Origin of the sequence: uncultured Algibacter sp. (genome assembly GCF_947487575.1) — a bacterium.
Lineage (GTDB): Bacteria > Bacteroidota > Bacteroidia > Flavobacteriales > Flavobacteriaceae > Algibacter_B.
This window is the reverse complement of record NZ_CANKXG010000011.1, coordinates 113,118-130,650: the sequence shown is the minus strand read 5'-3', so window position 1 is coordinate 130,650 and position 17,533 is coordinate 113,118. Positions and strand designations below refer to the sequence as shown.

Annotated in this window: 18 protein-coding genes; 5 read left to right on the top strand and 13 right to left on the bottom strand. The window is 31.2% G+C overall.

The annotated features are described in order from the left end of the window. Nucleotides 1-412 precede the first annotated feature (412 nt). From Q0870_RS13255 to Q0870_RS13240, 4 genes are all read left to right on the top strand, one after another. Nucleotides 413-787, top strand: a complete 375-nt coding sequence (locus Q0870_RS13255) for a transposase (protein ID WP_298556090.1) — start codon at nt 413-415, stop codon at nt 785-787. After that, nucleotides 744-1,148, top strand: a complete 405-nt coding sequence (locus Q0870_RS13250) for a hypothetical protein (RefSeq protein ID WP_298556088.1) — start codon at nt 744-746, stop codon at nt 1,146-1,148. The genes Q0870_RS13255 and Q0870_RS13250 overlap by 44 nt, the downstream gene beginning before the upstream one ends. Beyond that, a complete protein-coding gene (locus Q0870_RS13245; protein WP_298556086.1) occupies nt 1,139-1,633 on the top strand; it encodes an IS3 family transposase in 495 nt (164 codons plus the stop codon). The genes Q0870_RS13250 and Q0870_RS13245 overlap by 10 nt, the downstream gene beginning before the upstream one ends. A 179-nt stretch (nt 1,634-1,812) precedes the next feature. After that, the gene (locus Q0870_RS13240) at nt 1,813-3,087 is read left to right on the top strand and encodes a hypothetical protein (RefSeq protein WP_298556085.1); all 1,275 of its coding nucleotides are present in this window, start codon (nt 1,813-1,815) and stop codon (nt 3,085-3,087) included. A 609-nt stretch (nt 3,088-3,696) separates the two neighbouring features. On the opposite strand, the gene Q0870_RS13235 is transcribed toward Q0870_RS13240, so the two are convergent. The 12 genes from Q0870_RS13235 to Q0870_RS13180 form a co-directional block, all read right to left on the bottom strand. Continuing rightward, a complete protein-coding gene (locus Q0870_RS13235) occupies nt 3,697-4,674 on the bottom strand; it encodes a polyprenyl synthetase family protein (RefSeq protein ID WP_298556084.1) in 978 nt (325 codons plus the stop codon). A gap of 46 nt (nt 4,675-4,720) precedes the next feature. Next, complete coding sequence (gene rlmN / locus Q0870_RS13230) at nt 4,721-5,761, bottom strand: 23S rRNA (adenine(2503)-C(2))-methyltransferase RlmN (RefSeq protein ID WP_298556083.1); 1,041 nt, start codon at nt 5,759-5,761, stop codon at nt 4,721-4,723. A gap of 398 nt (nt 5,762-6,159) precedes the next feature. Continuing rightward, on the bottom strand, nt 6,160-7,209 hold the full coding sequence (queA, locus tag Q0870_RS13225; protein ID WP_298556082.1) for a tRNA preQ1(34) S-adenosylmethionine ribosyltransferase-isomerase QueA: 1,050 nt from the start codon (nt 7,207-7,209) through the stop codon (nt 6,160-6,162). A gap of 79 nt (nt 7,210-7,288) precedes the next feature. Next, the gene (locus Q0870_RS13220) at nt 7,289-8,512 is read right to left on the bottom strand and encodes a 3-phosphoshikimate 1-carboxyvinyltransferase (RefSeq protein WP_298556080.1); all 1,224 of its coding nucleotides are present in this window, start codon (nt 8,510-8,512) and stop codon (nt 7,289-7,291) included. A gap of 122 nt (nt 8,513-8,634) precedes the next feature. Then, on the bottom strand, nt 8,635-8,961 hold the full coding sequence (locus Q0870_RS13215) for a nucleotide pyrophosphohydrolase (RefSeq protein ID WP_298556078.1): 327 nt from the start codon (nt 8,959-8,961) through the stop codon (nt 8,635-8,637). Then, nucleotides 8,961-10,559, bottom strand: a complete 1,599-nt coding sequence (locus tag Q0870_RS13210) for a transglutaminase (protein WP_298556076.1) — start codon at nt 10,557-10,559, stop codon at nt 8,961-8,963. Before Q0870_RS13210 ends, Q0870_RS13215 begins: the two co-directional genes overlap by 1 nt. After that, a complete protein-coding gene (locus Q0870_RS13205) occupies nt 10,547-10,978 on the bottom strand; it encodes a hypothetical protein (RefSeq protein ID WP_298556074.1) in 432 nt (143 codons plus the stop codon). The genes Q0870_RS13210 and Q0870_RS13205 overlap by 13 nt, the downstream gene beginning before the upstream one ends. A 5-nt stretch (nt 10,979-10,983) precedes the next feature. Further along, entirely contained in the window at nt 10,984-12,903 is a 1,920-nt protein-coding gene (locus Q0870_RS13200; RefSeq protein WP_298556072.1) for a DUF3857 domain-containing protein, read from the bottom strand. 87 nt (nt 12,904-12,990) lie between these two features. Further along, nucleotides 12,991-13,506, bottom strand: coding sequence for a metal-dependent hydrolase (locus Q0870_RS13195; RefSeq protein WP_298556070.1), 516 nt, complete (start codon nt 13,504-13,506; stop codon nt 12,991-12,993). Beyond that, nucleotides 13,506-13,958 carry a D-aminoacyl-tRNA deacylase gene (gene dtd / locus Q0870_RS13190; RefSeq protein ID WP_298556068.1) on the bottom strand — a complete coding sequence of 151 codons (453 nt, stop codon included), beginning with the start codon at nt 13,956-13,958 and terminating at the stop codon, nt 13,506-13,508. Before dtd ends, Q0870_RS13195 begins: the two co-directional genes overlap by 1 nt. After that, nucleotides 13,955-14,905: a ribosome small subunit-dependent GTPase A gene (rsgA, locus tag Q0870_RS13185; protein WP_298556066.1), complete on the bottom strand. Its 951-nt coding sequence runs from the start codon at nt 14,903-14,905 to the stop codon at nt 13,955-13,957. Before rsgA ends, dtd begins: the two co-directional genes overlap by 4 nt. Nucleotides 14,906-14,950: 45 nt before the next feature. Next, nucleotides 14,951-15,610, bottom strand: coding sequence for a carboxypeptidase-like regulatory domain-containing protein (locus Q0870_RS13180; RefSeq protein ID WP_298556064.1), 660 nt, complete (start codon nt 15,608-15,610; stop codon nt 14,951-14,953). Nucleotides 15,611-15,817: 207 nt separating this feature from the next. Between Q0870_RS13180 and Q0870_RS13175 the strand changes: the two genes are divergently transcribed. Further along, complete coding sequence (locus Q0870_RS13175; protein WP_298556062.1) at nt 15,818-16,264, top strand: hypothetical protein; 447 nt, start codon at nt 15,818-15,820, stop codon at nt 16,262-16,264. A 101-nt stretch (nt 16,265-16,365) separates the two neighbouring features. Here the strand turns inward: Q0870_RS13175 and Q0870_RS13170 are convergent, their stop codons facing one another. Then, nucleotides 16,366-17,448 (bottom strand): bifunctional 3-deoxy-7-phosphoheptulonate synthase/chorismate mutase type II, encoded by a 1,083-nt coding sequence (locus tag Q0870_RS13170; protein WP_298556060.1) that lies wholly within the window; start codon nt 17,446-17,448, stop codon nt 16,366-16,368. Nucleotides 17,449-17,533: the final 85 nt, after the last annotated feature.

Here is a 17,533-nt window from a genome sequence, read left to right as displayed (position 1 = left end):
TTGGAGCGACTGCCAAAAGGCACTCACACCAACAACGAATAAAATTCATTGAAACAAATCTTATTCGCGGGACGTTAGCTTTAATGCTTGAGCAAGTTTACGGATATGATAAAAGCCTAGTTTTATTTTCGATTTTTTTTTTGAGTTTTAAAGATGAAAAAACGAAAAACTATGTTGCTGAATTTTGAAAAATATGCTGAATTATCACTCAAACTCTGAATTGAACTGCGTCTGACTTTTTAGCTCTTTTGCGTTATCGAAAACTGAATGTAAAACTCGGAATCTCACTCAAACGGAATTTAGCAAGTTGCGGAATTGCTTACTCGAAATCTGAATTAAAAATATTGCGGAATTTTTGCAAGTTTGCGGAATGATAATAGAGCTGAATAAAGGCTACATAATTTTAAACATTATGTACAAAAATGACAAAGTAATTAGACGTTATTCAGAACCTTTTAAACTGAAAATTTTAGCGGAACTTACAACCGGAAAACATACAAAGAGCGAACTTTGTAAACTCTACTCTATTGCACCTACTACAGTCAATGAGTGGATTAAAAAATACAATCGTAAAGACTTAATGAACACCAGAGTAAAAGTGGAAACTAAAGACGAAATATCTAGAATTAAAACACTTCAAAAAGAAAATGAAAAACTTAAAAAGCTATTGCTTAAAAAGGATCTGGATGCAATGGTAGAAGAATCTTACCTTGAAGTAGCTGCAGAAAAATTAGAATATAAAAATGTTCAGCAACTTAAAAAAAACTCAATATCTAGCTTTTATTAAAACTAGAAATAGAGCTAAGGAATTTACTTCTTTATCTACTATAGCAAGTTGTTTTGGACTTAAACGTGATGCGTATTATAAATACAAATCTAGAGCGGATATGCGTTTAAAACTAGAACAACAGATTATAGATATTGTTAGAAAAAGACGCAAATCTCTTCCTAGAGAAGGTGTTCGTAAACTTACCAAATCTTTAAATAAAGAGTTTGTTAAAGCTAACATTAAAGTAGGTAGAGATACACTATTTAAAGTACTTAAAAAACATAATATGCTTACACTTAGAAAGAAAACAAGTGCTAGAACTACCAACTCTTATCATCGTTTTTATAAGTATAATAACATTATAAAAATATGGAAGTGAAAAAATCAAACCAAGTTTGGGTATCTGATATTACATACATTAGAACCATAAAAGGCTTTTGTTACCTGGCTTTAATAACAGATATGCATTCAAGAAAAATAGTGGGTTATGACCTTAGTGATAGTCTAGAATTAAAAGGATGTGTTAGAGCTCTAAACAAGGCTATATATCAAGCTAAAAACATTAAAGGTCTTATACACCACTCTGATAGAGGAATACAGTATTGCAGCAATCAATACACACAAATACTCAAAAGAAAAAAGATAGATATTAGTATGACAGAAGAAAATCATTGTTACGAAAATGCTATGGCTGAAAGAGTAAATGGCATATTAAAAGATGAGTTTTATCTCGACCAAACCTTTGACAACAAGGCTCACGCTAAACGAGCTGCAAAAAATGCAATTAATTTATACAACCAAGTAAGATTACACTTATCTTTAGATTATAAAACACCTAATATGGTATATAAATTATCAGCGTAAATTCAATTTTAACCTGTAGCCATATTTCAGGACTAGACATTTGAAATGACTTTATGAAAAAAATACCTAATTATTCATTATTTTCTTCGATTGTTGTTTTCTGTATATGCTTATGCGGTTGTAATATATCAAGTCAGAAGACGCACAGTAATCCATCGAATACTTCAACCCAAAGAATTTTGCAAAGAGATACCATTTTGGACATTAACAATGACACAGTTTTTAAACATATAAGAGAAAAATTTGTTTTTTCAGATATTGATTTTATACCCACTATTGATTTTGAGAATAAACATGAACTTAAAGAAATCCGTTATTCAGATTGGTTAGATAATGACCATTTGATAATATTGACTATTGAATACAAAAAGCCTAGTACATTTTTGATTTTCAATACAAGACATCAACAAATTGTGGACACCATTATTTTAACAGAGTTATTTGAAACTTGTGGTGGTTATATATCCGGTCACAACATACATGGGCTATCAACCTACAAAGATTATTTTTTATTTTCATGTAGTAGTAGTAGTAGTAGTAGTAGTAGTGGTATGTATAAACTATTGGGTTATGATTTAAATGAAAGAAAAATATACAATATAGAGAACTTTATAGAGGATAAGGACATTGTTTATAAAAAAACAGGGGAGTATTTACACAACGATGGTCGAAAACATGCCTTTTTACCTGACATAATTTCGACTTATGGCAAATTCTCTTTTACAAATAACAATGGGTTTGAAATCAAATCATCCACTACAAATTATGCTGAAAAAAACTCTTTTGATGATTATTATACTACTATCAAATTTCCCTCACTTCAAAACATGATTCAGAAAACAAATGGCTTTGACCCTCCAGTAATAAAATCTGAAAAAATGAGTAAAGATGAAATGAATAAACATTTATATCCTTCAAGTCATTATGATAGATTACCCTTAAAATTAAAAAACAAGAAAATTTACAATACCCCTCGAAAAAATGCTATGTTCGGTGCCAGTGATATAATAGTTGATAACGAGAGTCCATATTTATTTTTACCTTTTGCTTATTATCTTAACCCAAAAACTTTCACTCAAAAATTTACAATTGAAAAAGGGAAACAATATACATCCGTTAGTTCTAAGAGTAACGACAAACGAGCGCGATATACAGGCTTGTTAGTAAATAACAAAGAAACCAATGAACTAAAAAGCGTGTTTGTTCATGGTGTTGGAGTTCAAGGGTTTTATAAAAGAAAAGGTAATTTTATAATTACTTCCATCTACTCTGATACAAGAGAGAATCATTTAGTGGTTTGGGATATACAAAAATTTAAGCCTATTGCAAGATTAAATATGGAACAAAACACAAATCATATATCAGAAATATTCTTTGATGAAAAAAATAAACAAATAATTGGCATTCACTCGTATTTTGCAAAGATATTTGTTTGGAAGTACTATCCTGAATGAATAAAACTATTGCCAACACGGTGTATAAGTAATAGCGGTTTAAGTGATAAAATGAAGATATAAACATAAAACAAAGGTAAGTGTAAAACCAAAAGGTTTGTGAGTGGAAATCCGCTACTACTCATACACGAGACCGATGGAATCCACTCAGCGAAAAGCTGACCAAAATGGCTTCGCAACTGTGTTGCTCCCACCCTTTTGGTTCATGAATTCCATCTTCCTGCTAAACCAAATTGCTAGAAGGCTTTTTTACTAACAACAGCGTTTCAATGTCCATTGAGGGAAAACGGAAGCCATCGACTGTGCTAAAAGCAATTTGATTCGACTCATCGAACTCCCGACACAATAAAGTGGCTCACACATCAAATTTTCTAAGGAAAATTAAATATGCAAGACGGCTGATGAGGCTAATTTTCGCGTGGCCACGCGAAAATTAGTCTCATCAGCTTACACTTTTTATACCTTCGTTCTCTAAGCCGAACTGAGTTTAGCAAGAAGTTGGATGTAATAATGACCCCTTCTAACTAAAGGCTACATAATTTTTAGTTTTTTTAATTTAGTTACTTAATTGATATAATCTTTCATTTGAGTTGAGGCAACATCAACAATTTACTTCTTCCTTTCAATAACATAATTCACCATAAGATTTAGTGAATTTTTATATTCAGAATCCGGGTAAGCTTCTAGAATTTGCAATGCTTCTTTTTGGAAAGATTTCATTTTAGTTATTGCATAATCCAGACCTCCGTTACTTTTAACAAAAGCAATAACTTCTTTAACACGTTTAGTATCTTTATTATGGTTTTTAATGGAATTAATAAGCCATTTTTTATCTTTTTTTGACGCCTGATTTAACACGTGAATTAATGGCAAAGTCATTTTTTGCTCTTTAATATCTATACCTGTTGGTTTACCTATTTGCGTATCGCCATAATCAAACAAATCGTCTTTTATTTGAAATGCCATACCAATGAGTTCTCCAAACTTACGCATAGACTCTACGTGTTGCGATTCTGGTTTTACGGAGGCTGCGCCTAGACTACAACAAGCCGCAATTAAGGTTGCTGTTTTTTGTCGAATAATTTCATAATAAACGTCTTCAGTGATATCTAGCTTTCGAGCTTTTTCAATTTGAAGTAACTCGCCCTCGCTCATTTCTCGAACTGCGATTGAAATAATTTTTAGCAAATCGAAATCACTATTATCAATAGAGAGTAGCAGGCCTTTTGAAAGTAAAAAATCGCCAATTAAAACAGCAATTTTATTTTTCCAGAGCGCATTAACAGAGAAAAAACCTCGTCTTCGGTTACTATCATCAACCACATCATCATGAACTAGAGTTGCTGTATGAATTAATTCTATAACTGATGCGCCTCTATAAGTGCGCTCACTAACTTCTCCATTAGAAACCATTTTAGAAACAAGAAATACAAACATAGGTCGCATTTGCTTCCCTTTTCGGTTTACAATATAATGTGTAATTCTATTTAATAAAGCAACTTTACTGGACATAGAAAGTTGAAACTTTTGCTCAAAAAGTTCCATTTCATAGGCTATAGGTTGCTTTATTTGTTCTACTACTTTCAATGGGTTGGTTTAATAAGGTTCAAATATAAGTTTTAAATGGAATAATTTATGTTTTATTGGCTAATTGTCCGCAAGCTGCATCAATATCTTTTCCTCTGCTTCGTCTTACCGTTACTGTAATATGGTTACTTTCTAAAACTGCAACATACATATCTATAGCTTTTGATTGTGCTTGTTGAAACTTGCCATCATCAATTGGATTATATTCAATTATATTGACCTTACTGGGTGCAAATTTGCAAAATTCCACTAAGGCATCAACATCTTTTCTTTTATCATTTATCCCATCCCAAACCACATACTCGTATGTAATTCTGTTTTTTGTTTTAGCATACCAATATTGTAAAGCTTCTCTTAAATCGTTAAGTGGAAAAGTGGCATTAAAAGGCATAATAGAGGTTCGAACCTCATCTATAGCCGAATGTAATGATACTGCTAGTTTAAATTTAACATCATCATCTGCCATTTTTTTAATCATTTTTGGCACGCCTGATGTTGACACCACAATTCGTTTAGGAGACATTCCTAAACCTTCTGGTGATGTAATTTTATCAATAGCTTTTATAACATTATTATAATTCATGAGCGGTTCTCCCATGCCCATAAATACAATATTACTTAATGGTCTGCTATGATACAATCTGCTTTCATTATCGATTGCGACAACTTGGTCATAAATTTCGTCTGGATTAAGGTTTCGCATGCGTTTTAAACGTGCAGTTGCACAGAATTTACAGTCTAAACTACAGCCTACCTGACTTGATACGCAAGCGGTTGTTCTGGTTTTTGTTGGTATTAAAACTGATTCTACAATTAAATCGTCATGTAGACGCACAGCATTTTTTATAGTACCGTCGTTACTGCGTTGCATCTGGTCGACCTTAATGTGGTTGATTACAAAGTTGTCTTCCAACATTTGGCGTGTTTCTTTTGAGATATTGGACATATCTCCAAAAGTGTGAGCTGATTTTTGCCACAACCATTCGTATACTTGGTTACCACGAAAGGCTTTATCGCCATTTTTTACAAAGAATTCCCTAAGTTGTTCTTTGGTTAATGCACGTATGTCTTTTTTATTGATTTCCATTAATACCATTTATTATTTAAATATACCATAATAAAATGCCCTTTTTCCCTTTCTATTTCATCTGAAAAAGAAACCGTAACTTCAGCTATGCTTAATTTTTATGATTTATATAAAGAAAAAAAATCATCATTTTCTTTATATGATACATTCAAACAATAACTGGTATGATGCAAAAATAAGGAAAGCGTTTACGAATTACGATATTTGATTTACGAATTATAATTGAAGTTGTGCATTGCATTAGGGATTGAAGCATTTGTTGAAGCTCTTTTTGTGTTGTTGCACCTATGCAACACAAAAAAGCGACTGCTGAAAGCCCGACCTTTAGGTAATGCCCAAATAATTAAAACAAAAAGCCTCTTAAAAAAGAGGCTCTTGTTATTTAAAATATATTATGACTAGATAATTAACATGGCATCGCCATAGCTATAGAAGTTATAGCCTTCTTTGATTGCCTCATCATAAGCACGCTTAATAAAATCGTGACCTGCGAATGCTGAAACCATCATTAGTAGCGTTGACTTTGGCGTATGAAAATTGGTTATCATTGCGTTTGGAATTGTAAAATCATATGGTGGAAAAATAAATTTATTGGTCCAGCCATCGTATTCATTTAACTCTCCGTTTGTTGATACGGCACTTTCTATGGCGCGTACTGCCGTAGTCCCTACTGCACAAATACGGCGCTTTTCTTTAAGGCCAGTGTTTACAATTTTAACAGCTTCGGCTTCAATTTTAAGCTCTTCACTATCCATTTTATGCTTAGATAAATCTTCAACTTCTACAGGGTTAAAAGTACCTAAACCAACGTGTAATGTTACTTCGGCAAAATTAATTCCTTTAATTTCAAAACGTTTTAATAAATGTCTTGAAAAGTGAAGGCCTGCTGTTGGAGCTGCTACTGCACCTTCATTTTTAGCAAAAATAGTTTGGTAACGTGCTTCATCTTCTGGCTCAACGTCTCTTTTAATATATTTAGGGAGTGGTGTTTGCCCTAGCTCATTTAATTTTAAACGAAATTCTCTGTATGAGCCGTCATATAAAAAACGTAATGTACGCCCTCTTGATGTAGTGTTATCAATTACTTCTGCTACTAAAGATTCATCTTCACCAAAATAAAGCTTATTACCAATTCTGATTTTACGAGCTGGATCTACCAAAACATCCCAAAGGCGTTGCTCTTCGTTTAACTCTCTTAATAGGAATACTTCAATCCTAGCACCTGTTTTTTCTTTATTACCAAAAAGTCTTGCAGGAAATACTTTGGTGTTATTTAAGACTAGAACATCATCTTCATCAAAATAGTCAATAACATCCTTAAACATCTTATGTTCAATAGTTTGTTCTTTTCTATTAAGCACCATTAAACGTGATTCGTCTCTATTCTCTGCAGGATATTCTGCTAGACGTTCTTCTGGTAATTCGAAGCCAAAGTGTGATAATTTCATGGATTAACTTTTATTGTTTTATGAGAAAGTTGCAAATATACAATCTAAGAATAGGGGTTGTCAAGTAAATGAGTGATTATTATTCAGATAAATTAAATCCAATAGATTTTAAATCGTCCCAAAAAGTTGGATAGGACTTTGAAACCACCATAGCGTCTTCAATAATAATTGGTATTTTTAATGCTAATGGTGCAAATGCCATAGCCATTCTATGATCATTGTAAGTTGCGATAGCTACATTTTCGTTAAAACCATTTGATACTTTTAAATGAAGAGAATCATCGGTTATTCTAACTTCTCCACCAAGTTTTTCTATTTCGGTTTTAAGAGCTACTAATCTATCAGTCTCTTTTATTTTAAGTGTATGAAGACCTGTTAAATAACAAGACACTCCCAATGCAAAACAAGTTACGGCAATAGTTTGTGCAATATCCGGTGCATTCTTTAAGTCTAACATTAAAGGCCCTATATTTTCTGAAACCTTTTTTAAAACAATTGAGTTGCTTATGAATGTAGTTTCAACTCCAAATTCTTTATATATATCTACCAAAGCTGAATCGCCTTGTAATGAGTTTTCTTTGTATGAAGACAATGTGATTTCTGTACCTACTTCACTTAAAGCTGCTATACTGAAATAATACGATGCTGATGACCAATCTGACTCTACTGTTAGAATTTTAGCTTCTAATTTTTTTGCGTTTGGTTTTACTGTAATAACGTTATCTATAAATGATGATTCTATACCAATTTCATCCAACAAACTTAATGTCATGTTAATGTATGGAATGGATGTTATTTCGCCTTCTAGGGTTAATTCTAATCCGTTTTCAAGTTTTGAAGCTACCAATAGTAATGCAGAAATATATTGGCTACTTACATTTGCTTTTAATGATACTTTATTTTTGGTAAGCTTTTTTCCTGTAATTTTTATTGGAGGAAATCCTTCATTTTCTTCATAACTTATTTGGGCTCCTAAATCTTGCAGAGCTTCAACCAAAATTTTAATTGGTCGCTCTTTCATTCTTTTAGAACCAGTAAGAATTGTTTCTCTACCTTCTTGAACTGAAAAATATGCTGTTAAAAAACGCATTGCTGTTCCTGCGTGGTGAATATCGATAACTTCTGCTTGCGAACTTAATGCTTTTGTCATTAAATTACTATCATCAGAATTTGAAACATTTTCAAGTTTAAATTCTGGATATAATGCTTGTAATAACAACAGTCTATTTGATTCACTTTTTGAACCCGTTATTTGAACAGAAGATTGCTTAACTATTTTAGATTTTTGAAGTGTAACGTGCATATTCTTTTAAATTTCTATTTAAAGAAGTCGCAAATTTACTCGATAATCGAGATTAATACTAAGTTATTTAGTGTTTTTTTAGTGTTATACCAAAAGTATAAGCACGTGTTATTCTAAAATTGTCATTTCAATTTTTCGTTATTATGATGCCTATCGTGGTCTCGCTTTGCTTTCTTATTCATTCTTTTATCAAAAGCTTTTTGTAAGTCCACACCCGTTTGGTTTGCCAAACACAATACAACAAACATTACATCTGCCAATTCTTCGCCTAAGTCTTTACTTTTATCGCTTTCTTTTTCGCTTTGCTCACCATAACGTCTGGCTATAATTCTAGCAACTTCGCCTACCTCTTCTGTAAGTTGTGCCATATTAGTAAGCTCATTGAAATACCGAACACCGTGTTCTTTAATCCAATTATCTACTTCTTTTTGTGCGTTTTGAATATTCATTACCCTTTGGTTAAAACAATTTGTTCAGCTTCTTTTTCTACGAGTTGGCTAAAATACTGTTTTAAAGTATCATAGTAAAAGTATGGTATAATTGGCTCATTGATTTGCGCTGTAATTGATACCTGAATGGTTTTATCATTACCCATTACTTTATACGTAAACGACCCATAATTATCTGGGAGAGTAATAGCAGTAGGTTCTGGAACACTTTCAATTTTATATCCTTCTGGAATATTTATAATGATTCTATATATTGATTTAGATGGATATATAAAATCTACTGGAAATTCTCTTTTTTCCAATTTAAAAGGGTTTTCGCTTGTTTTTAAAAAGAACATAGGCGAAAAGTATATTTTATCCCCTATAATATCGGCCTGGCTTTCCTTTACGAATTTATAAGATTCCGTTACTGGTTTGTTTAAATCCAACTCATTTTTAACTTGATAATCTGAAATTTCTATACCATTATATTTATTTTCTAATTTTTCTAAAAAATCATCTTTATCAACTTCAATATAACTTTCTCTAAAAGAAAGTGCTTTATGATCTGTTTTTACACTTCTATAGACCCCATCAATATCTCCATTTTCATGTATAGTGGACATAATAGATATACTATTTCTTGATTTTTGTTTCGGGTATAAATCAATTAATGAAGAACCTCCTTTTTCAGCAATAACACGACCTTGCCAATTTAATGTTCTAAAAGGCAAAACATTAGGCACACTATACTTGCTAGTAGCATCCAATAAAATGTCTCCATCCGCAAATTTAACACAACTAACAACATAATTGTAACCCTCTCTAGTTGGGAATAAAGGAACACCATTTTTTCTGGTACTTATTAATACTGGGTATGCCCTTAAACCAGCATACTGCAACATAGAGGTAAGCATTAAATTAATTTCTGCAACATTTCCTACTTGATTTTTATATGCCTTTTTAACGCCATCATTTGTATAGTAACTATAATTGTTATTCCATTTTACTTTAGATTTTACAAAATCAAAAATTAAAGAAACTCTTTTTTTAGGGTCTGAAATGTTACTAATAAGAGCATCAATATCATCTTCATAATAACCCCTTTTATCTAATTCATCTCCAAAACTTGAATTCTCATATATATTCTTTACAACATCTTGCCATGTTGTAGAATAATATTTCGCAATAGAATTTGGAAACTTAGTATAAGACAGCTCGTATTTTACTGATGAGCGGTAATTATTGATATTATTCACATACGGCTCATCTTTTAATGCGGGTATATTTGACAAATTATACGACGAAATACTATTTTCAAACTCTACAACCTCGTTATTATAGCTAGTAGTATTAGCAGTCTTATTCATACCTGTACCACCAGAACTAGTTTTATTTGTAAAAATTATTTTACCTCTAACTGACTTAATCTCAGGTTTTACAAATAAAAACCCTTTTGTATTCAATTTAAAATTAAAGTATTCAGGGGTTTCAAATTTAGCTTCTAGCTTTTTTATAGGAATATCGTGTTGAAATACAAAGTCATCAACATTTGAGTAAAAAGGAGAATTAATTCGATATTTATATTCTATAATACAGCCTTCTTTTATGTTAGGCATAGTAAACTTTGTCTCATTTCTATATCTAGATTTTTCTGTTTTAAATATGCCTTTTTTTCAAGCTTAGTATCTTCAATTTTATTGCCGACCAAGTTATAAGTATAGGCTTTTAAACTACCTACCTGCTCATCATTGCTTCCGTTTTTATAAAGACTAATAGCCTTGGTAGCATAATCAAAACCTTCTTGATTATAAATCTTGATACGCTCATGAATTTCTGTAATTAAATTAAAACCTTCACCTTTTTGGTATTGAAAAAATGTTCTTCTATTTTTATAAAGATATGTTGCATTAGCAGAAGAATCTAATGGATTAAATTTTTCTTGAAGCTCTTCCTTTGATATTTTTCCAAAATCGTAATCTTGGGCTAATACATTTAACGAAACACTCAAACAAAGTAATACTATAACTATTCTCATTTAACTTATTTTTTTATTAATGCTATTTTTGCGTTGTCTTGCTTGGTTACTTCTTTATAAAAACCCCTAAAACTGCTATAGTCTTCTTTAGGGAATTCACCATCATTAATTATAAATTCTCTTTTATAAACCAGTGTACTTTCATCTTTAACAGTAATCTCTGTTTTATAGTTTCCAAACTTATTTTCAATAGACTTATTTTTTGGCAATGCCTCTACCTTATAATCTGATGGTAATTTAATTTCAGTCTCATCAATATGCTTAAAACCTCTATTTACTTTAAAAGGCAACTTTCTGTTTCTATATCTGTCTGGCACATGTAGGTTCCTGTTTAAAACATTAATATTAATCAACATTCTATCGCCAATCATTTTCGAATAATTAGTGGCATCAAAATCTACAATTTCATTAAATTCAATATTATCTTTATCATTATTAATAGACATTGACTTTATGTCCATATTATTTATATACTTCCATCGCTTTTTATAGTGTACATCTAAGTCCCTTTGTGTTTCTTTCTCCAACCAATATTTTTTATCATACTGAATACCTTTTGAAACAATATTCGCATTTACAAATATATTTCCATCGCTCGAAATACTATAACTACCTTTTAAATTTTGCAGATTCTCTTCTGTAGTATATTTTTTGGTATGAACAATTTTACCTCCTTCGGGTGTAATTACAAATACATCTCTATTATCAGTAAAATCCCCAATAAAGCCGAAAGGGAGTGATTGACTTGTGCACTCTAACCACACAGAATTATTGTCACCATCAGGAATGTTAAGTATAACATGATTTGTCTGACCTAAAAATGTTGTAAAATCTTTTTCTAAACCAATCTGTGTATCAGGAGAAGCATAGGCTCGAGTGTAATAAGACTCTACACCTACAACACTTAAAAGTGCTTTAGTGTAATTTGTCAACCCTTTGCAGTCTCCATATTTAACTTGATCTACATCGAAAGCAGAAATAGGTTGAATTCCACCAATACCTTCTTGAACACTTATATATCGTGTATTGTCTTGTACAAATTTGTAAACAATTTTAGCTTTTTCAATTGGGTCTTCAATGCCTGATACTAATTCTTTTATTTTATCTTTTGTTTCCTCTAAAACAGTTCCTCTTCCTACTAATAGTTTGTCATAAAACCATTTCCCAATACTATTCCAATCACCAGTTACTCCATCATACCCTTCATAATGAAAATTTTGGGGAGTAATTAATAATCTTGGCCCAAACTCTCTAAATTTTGGACTATAGGCTTCAGGTTTTAATGCTATCATATTCTGAGCCTTATAATTTATAACACCTTCAACACTTTTATTTGAGATTGAATAATTAGAAAAGTTTTTTTCTTTAACATTCATTCCAACAGAAGCGTCATAAACAACTTGATAAGTACTTGTTTGGGTACTTAAATAGTATCCTTCTAATGGTCTCCAAGTTGGAATCCAAGCTGTGTTTTTTGTTTCTGTTTCATAATAAAATTCTACTGTATAAGGATATTCTATCGGTGTGTAGTCTAAATATTTAACCCTACTATCTTCATATAATGAAAAACTACTTACAGCCGAAACATCTTTAAAGTCCCCTTTTTTATATTTTTTTATTTCCTTACCTAAGTTATTATAAACTTTTGCTCTCAACTCCTTTATTACATTTTTATCATCATAATAAACATAAGTGTTTAAATCATTATCGCCTTCTTTATTAAGTACAGTGATAATTCTTAGATAACTATGTTTCAAATTCTTTATTGAAGAAATTTCAATGTTTGTTTCATCTAATCTTAATACTGCATTAGCATTTTGTTTAAGACTATCAGGAATTGTATAACTTGTATAGAGGTTTTCTTGTGAAGAAACTAATACGACTGTAAACAGTGTAAAAAGATTTACAATAAACTTTAAATTCATACTGTAGATTTAAATTCTCACTAAATGATTAAAAGTAACATAAAACGATTTTCAGTTCTATGAGAAAAATCATTTTTTATTAAAAGGCTATGACAATCTTTTGATTAAAAATCTTACAATAAATATAAGTAAACATGGTAAAACCATGCACTTAAATTCGCTTAAAAGCACTTTTATTCCCCAAGTGGAAAAAAAGTTTTTAATTCCTAGTGGAGATACTAATATTTCTCGAAATGAAAAGAAAAATCTATTGTTATCGAAAGGTATAAAAAAACCGACACCTTTACCTCCTGATGTCATGGCATCAAAAAAACCGTGTGATAAAGTAGATAGAAAAATAACCAAAAACCAAATTAATTTATTTTTCTTGCCAATAGTTAGCATTAAAGTTAATGCCCAAAGTATAGCAAAAAGTATAGAATGTGTAAACCCGCGATGCCCTAAAGGATGATGATAAGCTATTCCTAATTTAAAAGCAACAACATCAAAATCAGGTAAAATTGTAGAAAATATTGCCGCTAGCAACAACCATTTGAGACTCTTATTATCTATAACTTTTGTTATTGTAAATCCAATTACAGCATGGCCAAATATTGATGCCATTATGCTTTGTTTTTGGAGTCTATAATTATAGTAACAGGGCCGTCATTGAGTAACTCAACTTTCATATCTGCACCAAATTGCCCTGTTTGTACTTTTTTACCTAAGTCTTTTTCTACTTGGTCAATAAAATTTCCATAAAGCGGTATAGCCAATTCTGGCTTTGCAGCATTAATATAACTCGGTCTGTTTCCTTTTTTAGTAGAAGCGTGTAAAGTAAATTGACTGACTACAATAGCACCGCCGTTTGTATCTTTTAATGATAAATTCATTACTCCATTTTCATCACCAAAAACGCGAAGGTTTACAATTTTATTAGAAAGCCATTTGATATCTTCAAGAGCATCCTGTTCAACAATGCCAAGCAAAATTAAAAGCCCGCTTTCAATTGAAGCTACTTTTTTTCCTTTAATCGTTACACTTGCGTTAGAAACTCTTTGGATTACAACTTTCATTCTTTATCCCAAATATCTGTTCGGTAGTGCTCATCTTCACCTTCTAATATTTGCAAATAGCTTCTATAACGTGAATATGCAATTTCGTCATTCTCTAATGCGTTTTTTACGGCACATTTAGGTTCTTTTAAATGTAAACAATTGTTGAATTTACAATTTTGTTTTAGCTTGAAAATTTCCGGAAAATAATCACCAACTTCTTCTTTATCCATATCTACAATTCCAAAACCTTTTATTCCAGGAGTATCTATAATTTTTGCTCCAAAACTTAAATCGAACATTTCTGCAAAAGTAGTTGTGTGCTGTCCTTGGCTGTGTTGCATTGAAATTTCTTTGGTTTTAATACTTAAAGTAGGCTCAATTGTGTTTACTAGTGTAGATTTACCTACTCCTGAATGACCAGAAAACATACTAGTTTTATTCTGCATTAAAGCTTTTACTTTACCTACATTTTTTCCAGTTTTTGCTGAAACGCCTATACACTCATAACCTATTTCTCGATATATATGTGCTAAAAAACGAACCTCATTTAAAGTGTCTTCATCGTAAGTATCAACCTTATTAAATAATAAAACAGTCTTTATTGAATACGCTTCAGCAGTTACTAAAAACCTATCAATAAAACTGGTAAGTGTAGGCGGATTATTTATGGTAATCATTAAGAAAACTTGATCTAAATTCGCTGCAATTATATGCGTTTGTTTGGATAGATTTACAGATTTCCTAACGATATAATTGGTTCTATCATGGATGTTATGAATAACTCCTGTTTCCTCATTATTATCAGTTTCTAATTCAAAATCTACAACATCACCAACTGAAATTGGATTGGTACTTTTTATACCTTTAATTCGAAACTTACCTTTGATACGACACTCATAAGTAACACCAAAATCGGTTTTTACCGTGTACCAACTTCCTGTAGATTTATAAACGCGTCCTGTCATCCATTAGATTATGCTACAAAATAACAATTTTTAAATTGATTTATATTAACCTCTAATTGCTTTTTTAGGCGATAATCTTTTTCCATCGGCAATAATATTGATAATGTATATTCCAATAGGATTTTGAGACAAGTCTATACTAATTTTATTATTTACATTTTGATAGCTGAATGTTTTTATGAGTTGCCCTGTAATACCATTCACTTGAACTTGAATATCCCTATAAGGTTTTAATAAAATTAATTGAAAAGTTCCATTTTTTGAAGGGTTTGGGAAGAGTTTTTCTGTAAGAATATTTGATTTAAAATCATTATTGATTAAGTAAGTTACATCAAACCCACAAGTAGTTTTACAAGTATTGTAACATCGAATAACATGACTACATATAGTCGTTCCATATGCTACAATTTCTACCTCATTTAGGGCAATGCTCCCTTCTAACTTTAAATGTATTTGTTTTTCATTGTCAATAACAATCTCTTTAGTGTTGTACCCTAAATACGAAACCAATAAAGTATCATCTATTTTTGCCTGAATCTCAAAATAGCCTTCAGTGTTCGACACCACTCCTACCTTTGAATTTTTAATAAAAATATTAGTTCCAGAAAGTAATGCAATTTCATCAGAAACAGTTCCTTTAATTGTGGTTTGAGAAAATGCGACAAAAGACATCGTAAATAAAAATAGTGTAGTTGGTAGTTTCATGGTTTTATATTTTGGTTTACACTTCAAACCTAATTAATACCTAAAATTATAAAAAACACGAATGGGTGTATGCAACCTTTGAACAAGTGAACTATATATATATATATAAGAAAGTATAAACTTTTAAAACAACTGAATTAAAGTAATATTTTAATCTGAGAGTTTTTATATTAGCTCTTTAATCTTAACATGAAAAAATTTAACAACATGAAAAAAATAGTATTAGTATTAGCAATTGCCGTTTTTAGTTTTATTGAAACTGGCGCGCAAGTAGAGTTTAAAGTAGTAACAAGTGTAGAATCTATAGTACCTAATGGATTAGGACGTTCTAGAATTATTAGTGCAAACGACACAAAAGACTACAAAGAATTTACTACTACACAAACCAAAGAAGACAACACTCGTAATAAATCAAAACGTGACGAAATTAGAGTTAAGGGCTATGACGAAACTAAACTTTTAAACTTTTTTAATATAGGAGGTATTCGTTTTCAAAATATCGCCGCTAACGATGCTATAATAGAATCTAAAATAAATACAATGATTGAACAGGGTTGGGAACTTGCATTTGTAACTAGTGCTGTTGAGAGTGCTGGCAAAGGAGATAATCAAGGTATTTTTATTACTAGATATCTGTTTAAAAGAAATAAGTAATAAGCTGTTGAAATTACTTCAGCATAACTCTTAATTGTAATAAAAAAATGCCTCATTTAAGTGAGGCATTTTTTTATGGAATTCAAATAATTGGATATGAATTATCCATTAATGATTTTCTCTTGATGATTAATAGATTCTTGGTGAACAGCTTTAAACATTCTTAAGATAAACTCTTCACTTAAACCATGTTGTTCTCCTTCTAAAACCATTTTTCCTAAAATCTCGTTCCAGCGTTTAGATTGTAAAACAGCTACATTCTTAGTCTTCTTAAGGGCTCCAATTCCATCAGCAGCTTGCATACGCTTCCCTAATAGATCTAAGATTTGATTATCAACCACATCAATCTGTGCTCTTAAATTATTTAACGTTTTATTGTAATCCTCTTCGTTACTACCTTCTTTTTTAATTTTTAAATCTTTCATAATTTGTACCAAAGTAGCAGGTGTAACCTGTTGTGCAGCATCACTCCAAGCATTTTCAGGATCATAATGCGTTTCAATCATCAACCCATCGAAATTCAAATCTAAAGCCTCTTGAGACACTTCCTGAATCATATCTCTCTTACCAGTAATATGCGACGGGTCGTTAATTAAAGGAATATCAGGATATTTATTTTGAAACTCAATAGCCAATTGCCATTCTGGAGTATTTCTATATTTCGTTTTTGCATACGTTGAAAACCCTCTATGAATAGCTCCAATATTTTTAACACCAGACGTATAAATACGCTCAATACCACCTAACCATAATGCTAAATCTGGATTCACAGGATTTTTAATTAAAACTGGCTTATCAGTACCCTGCAAAGCATCTGCAATCTCTTGCATAATAAACGGAGATACTGTAGAACGTGCACCAATCCATAATAAATCTATATCATGTTCCAAAGCTAATTTTACATGAGCCGCATTAGCAACTTCTGTACACACTTTCATTCCTGTTTCTGCCTTTACTTTTTGCAACCATTTTAACCCTAAAGCTCCAACACCTTCAAACATACCCGGACGTGTTCTTGGTTTCCAAATGCCTGCTCTAAAATAGCTTACATCTGTATCTTTCAATTCGTGAGCAATTTTCAATACTTGCTCTTCAGTTTCTGCGCTACATGGACCTGCAATTACTAACGGATGATCTAAATTTAAATCATCTAACCAGGTTCTCATTTTTTTTGTGTTTTCCATTTTTACTTAATATTTAGCCGCTTAAGCTATTCCGTTTACTATTTATTTTTTACTCTTTATTCTCTTTTTTTTGGCGTTACCACAA

Coding starts and splice junctions, on each gene's coding strand:
- Q0870_RS13255 (WP_298556090.1), top strand. CDS start 413: ATGTACAAAAATGACAAAGTAATTAGACGTTATTCAGAACCTTTTAAA.
- Q0870_RS13250 (WP_298556088.1), top strand. CDS start 744: ATGTTCAGCAACTTAAAAAAAACTCAATATCTAGCTTTTATTAAAACT.
- Q0870_RS13245 (WP_298556086.1), top strand. CDS start 1,139: ATGGAAGTGAAAAAATCAAACCAAGTTTGGGTATCTGATATTACATAC.
- rlmN (WP_298556083.1), bottom strand. CDS start 5,761: ATGGAAATCAATAAAAAAGACATACGTGCATTAACCAAAGAACAACTT.
- queA (WP_298556082.1), bottom strand. CDS start 7,209: ATGAAATTATCACACTTTGGCTTCGAATTACCAGAAGAACGTCTAGCA.
- Q0870_RS13220 (WP_298556080.1), bottom strand. CDS start 8,512: ATGCACGTTACACTTCAAAAATCTAAAATAGTTAAGCAATCTTCTGTT.
- Q0870_RS13215 (WP_298556078.1), bottom strand. CDS start 8,961: ATGAATATTCAAAACGCACAAAAAGAAGTAGATAATTGGATTAAAGAA.
- Q0870_RS13210 (WP_298556076.1), bottom strand. CDS start 10,559: ATGCCTAACATAAAAGAAGGCTGTATTATAGAATATAAATATCGAATT.
- Q0870_RS13205 (WP_298556074.1), bottom strand. CDS start 10,978: ATGAGAATAGTTATAGTATTACTTTGTTTGAGTGTTTCGTTAAATGTA.
- Q0870_RS13200 (WP_298556072.1), bottom strand. CDS start 12,903: ATGAATTTAAAGTTTATTGTAAATCTTTTTACACTGTTTACAGTCGTA.
- Q0870_RS13195 (WP_298556070.1), bottom strand. CDS start 13,506: ATGGCATCAATATTTGGCCATGCTGTAATTGGATTTACAATAACAAAA.
- dtd (WP_298556068.1), bottom strand. CDS start 13,958: ATGAAAGTTGTAATCCAAAGAGTTTCTAACGCAAGTGTAACGATTAAA.
- rsgA (WP_298556066.1), bottom strand. CDS start 14,905: ATGACAGGACGCGTTTATAAATCTACAGGAAGTTGGTACACGGTAAAA.
- Q0870_RS13180 (WP_298556064.1), bottom strand. CDS start 15,610: ATGAAACTACCAACTACACTATTTTTATTTACGATGTCTTTTGTCGCA.
- Q0870_RS13175 (WP_298556062.1), top strand. CDS start 15,818: ATGAAAAAAATAGTATTAGTATTAGCAATTGCCGTTTTTAGTTTTATT.
- Q0870_RS13170 (WP_298556060.1), bottom strand. CDS start 17,448: ATGGAAAACACAAAAAAAATGAGAACCTGGTTAGATGATTTAAATTTA.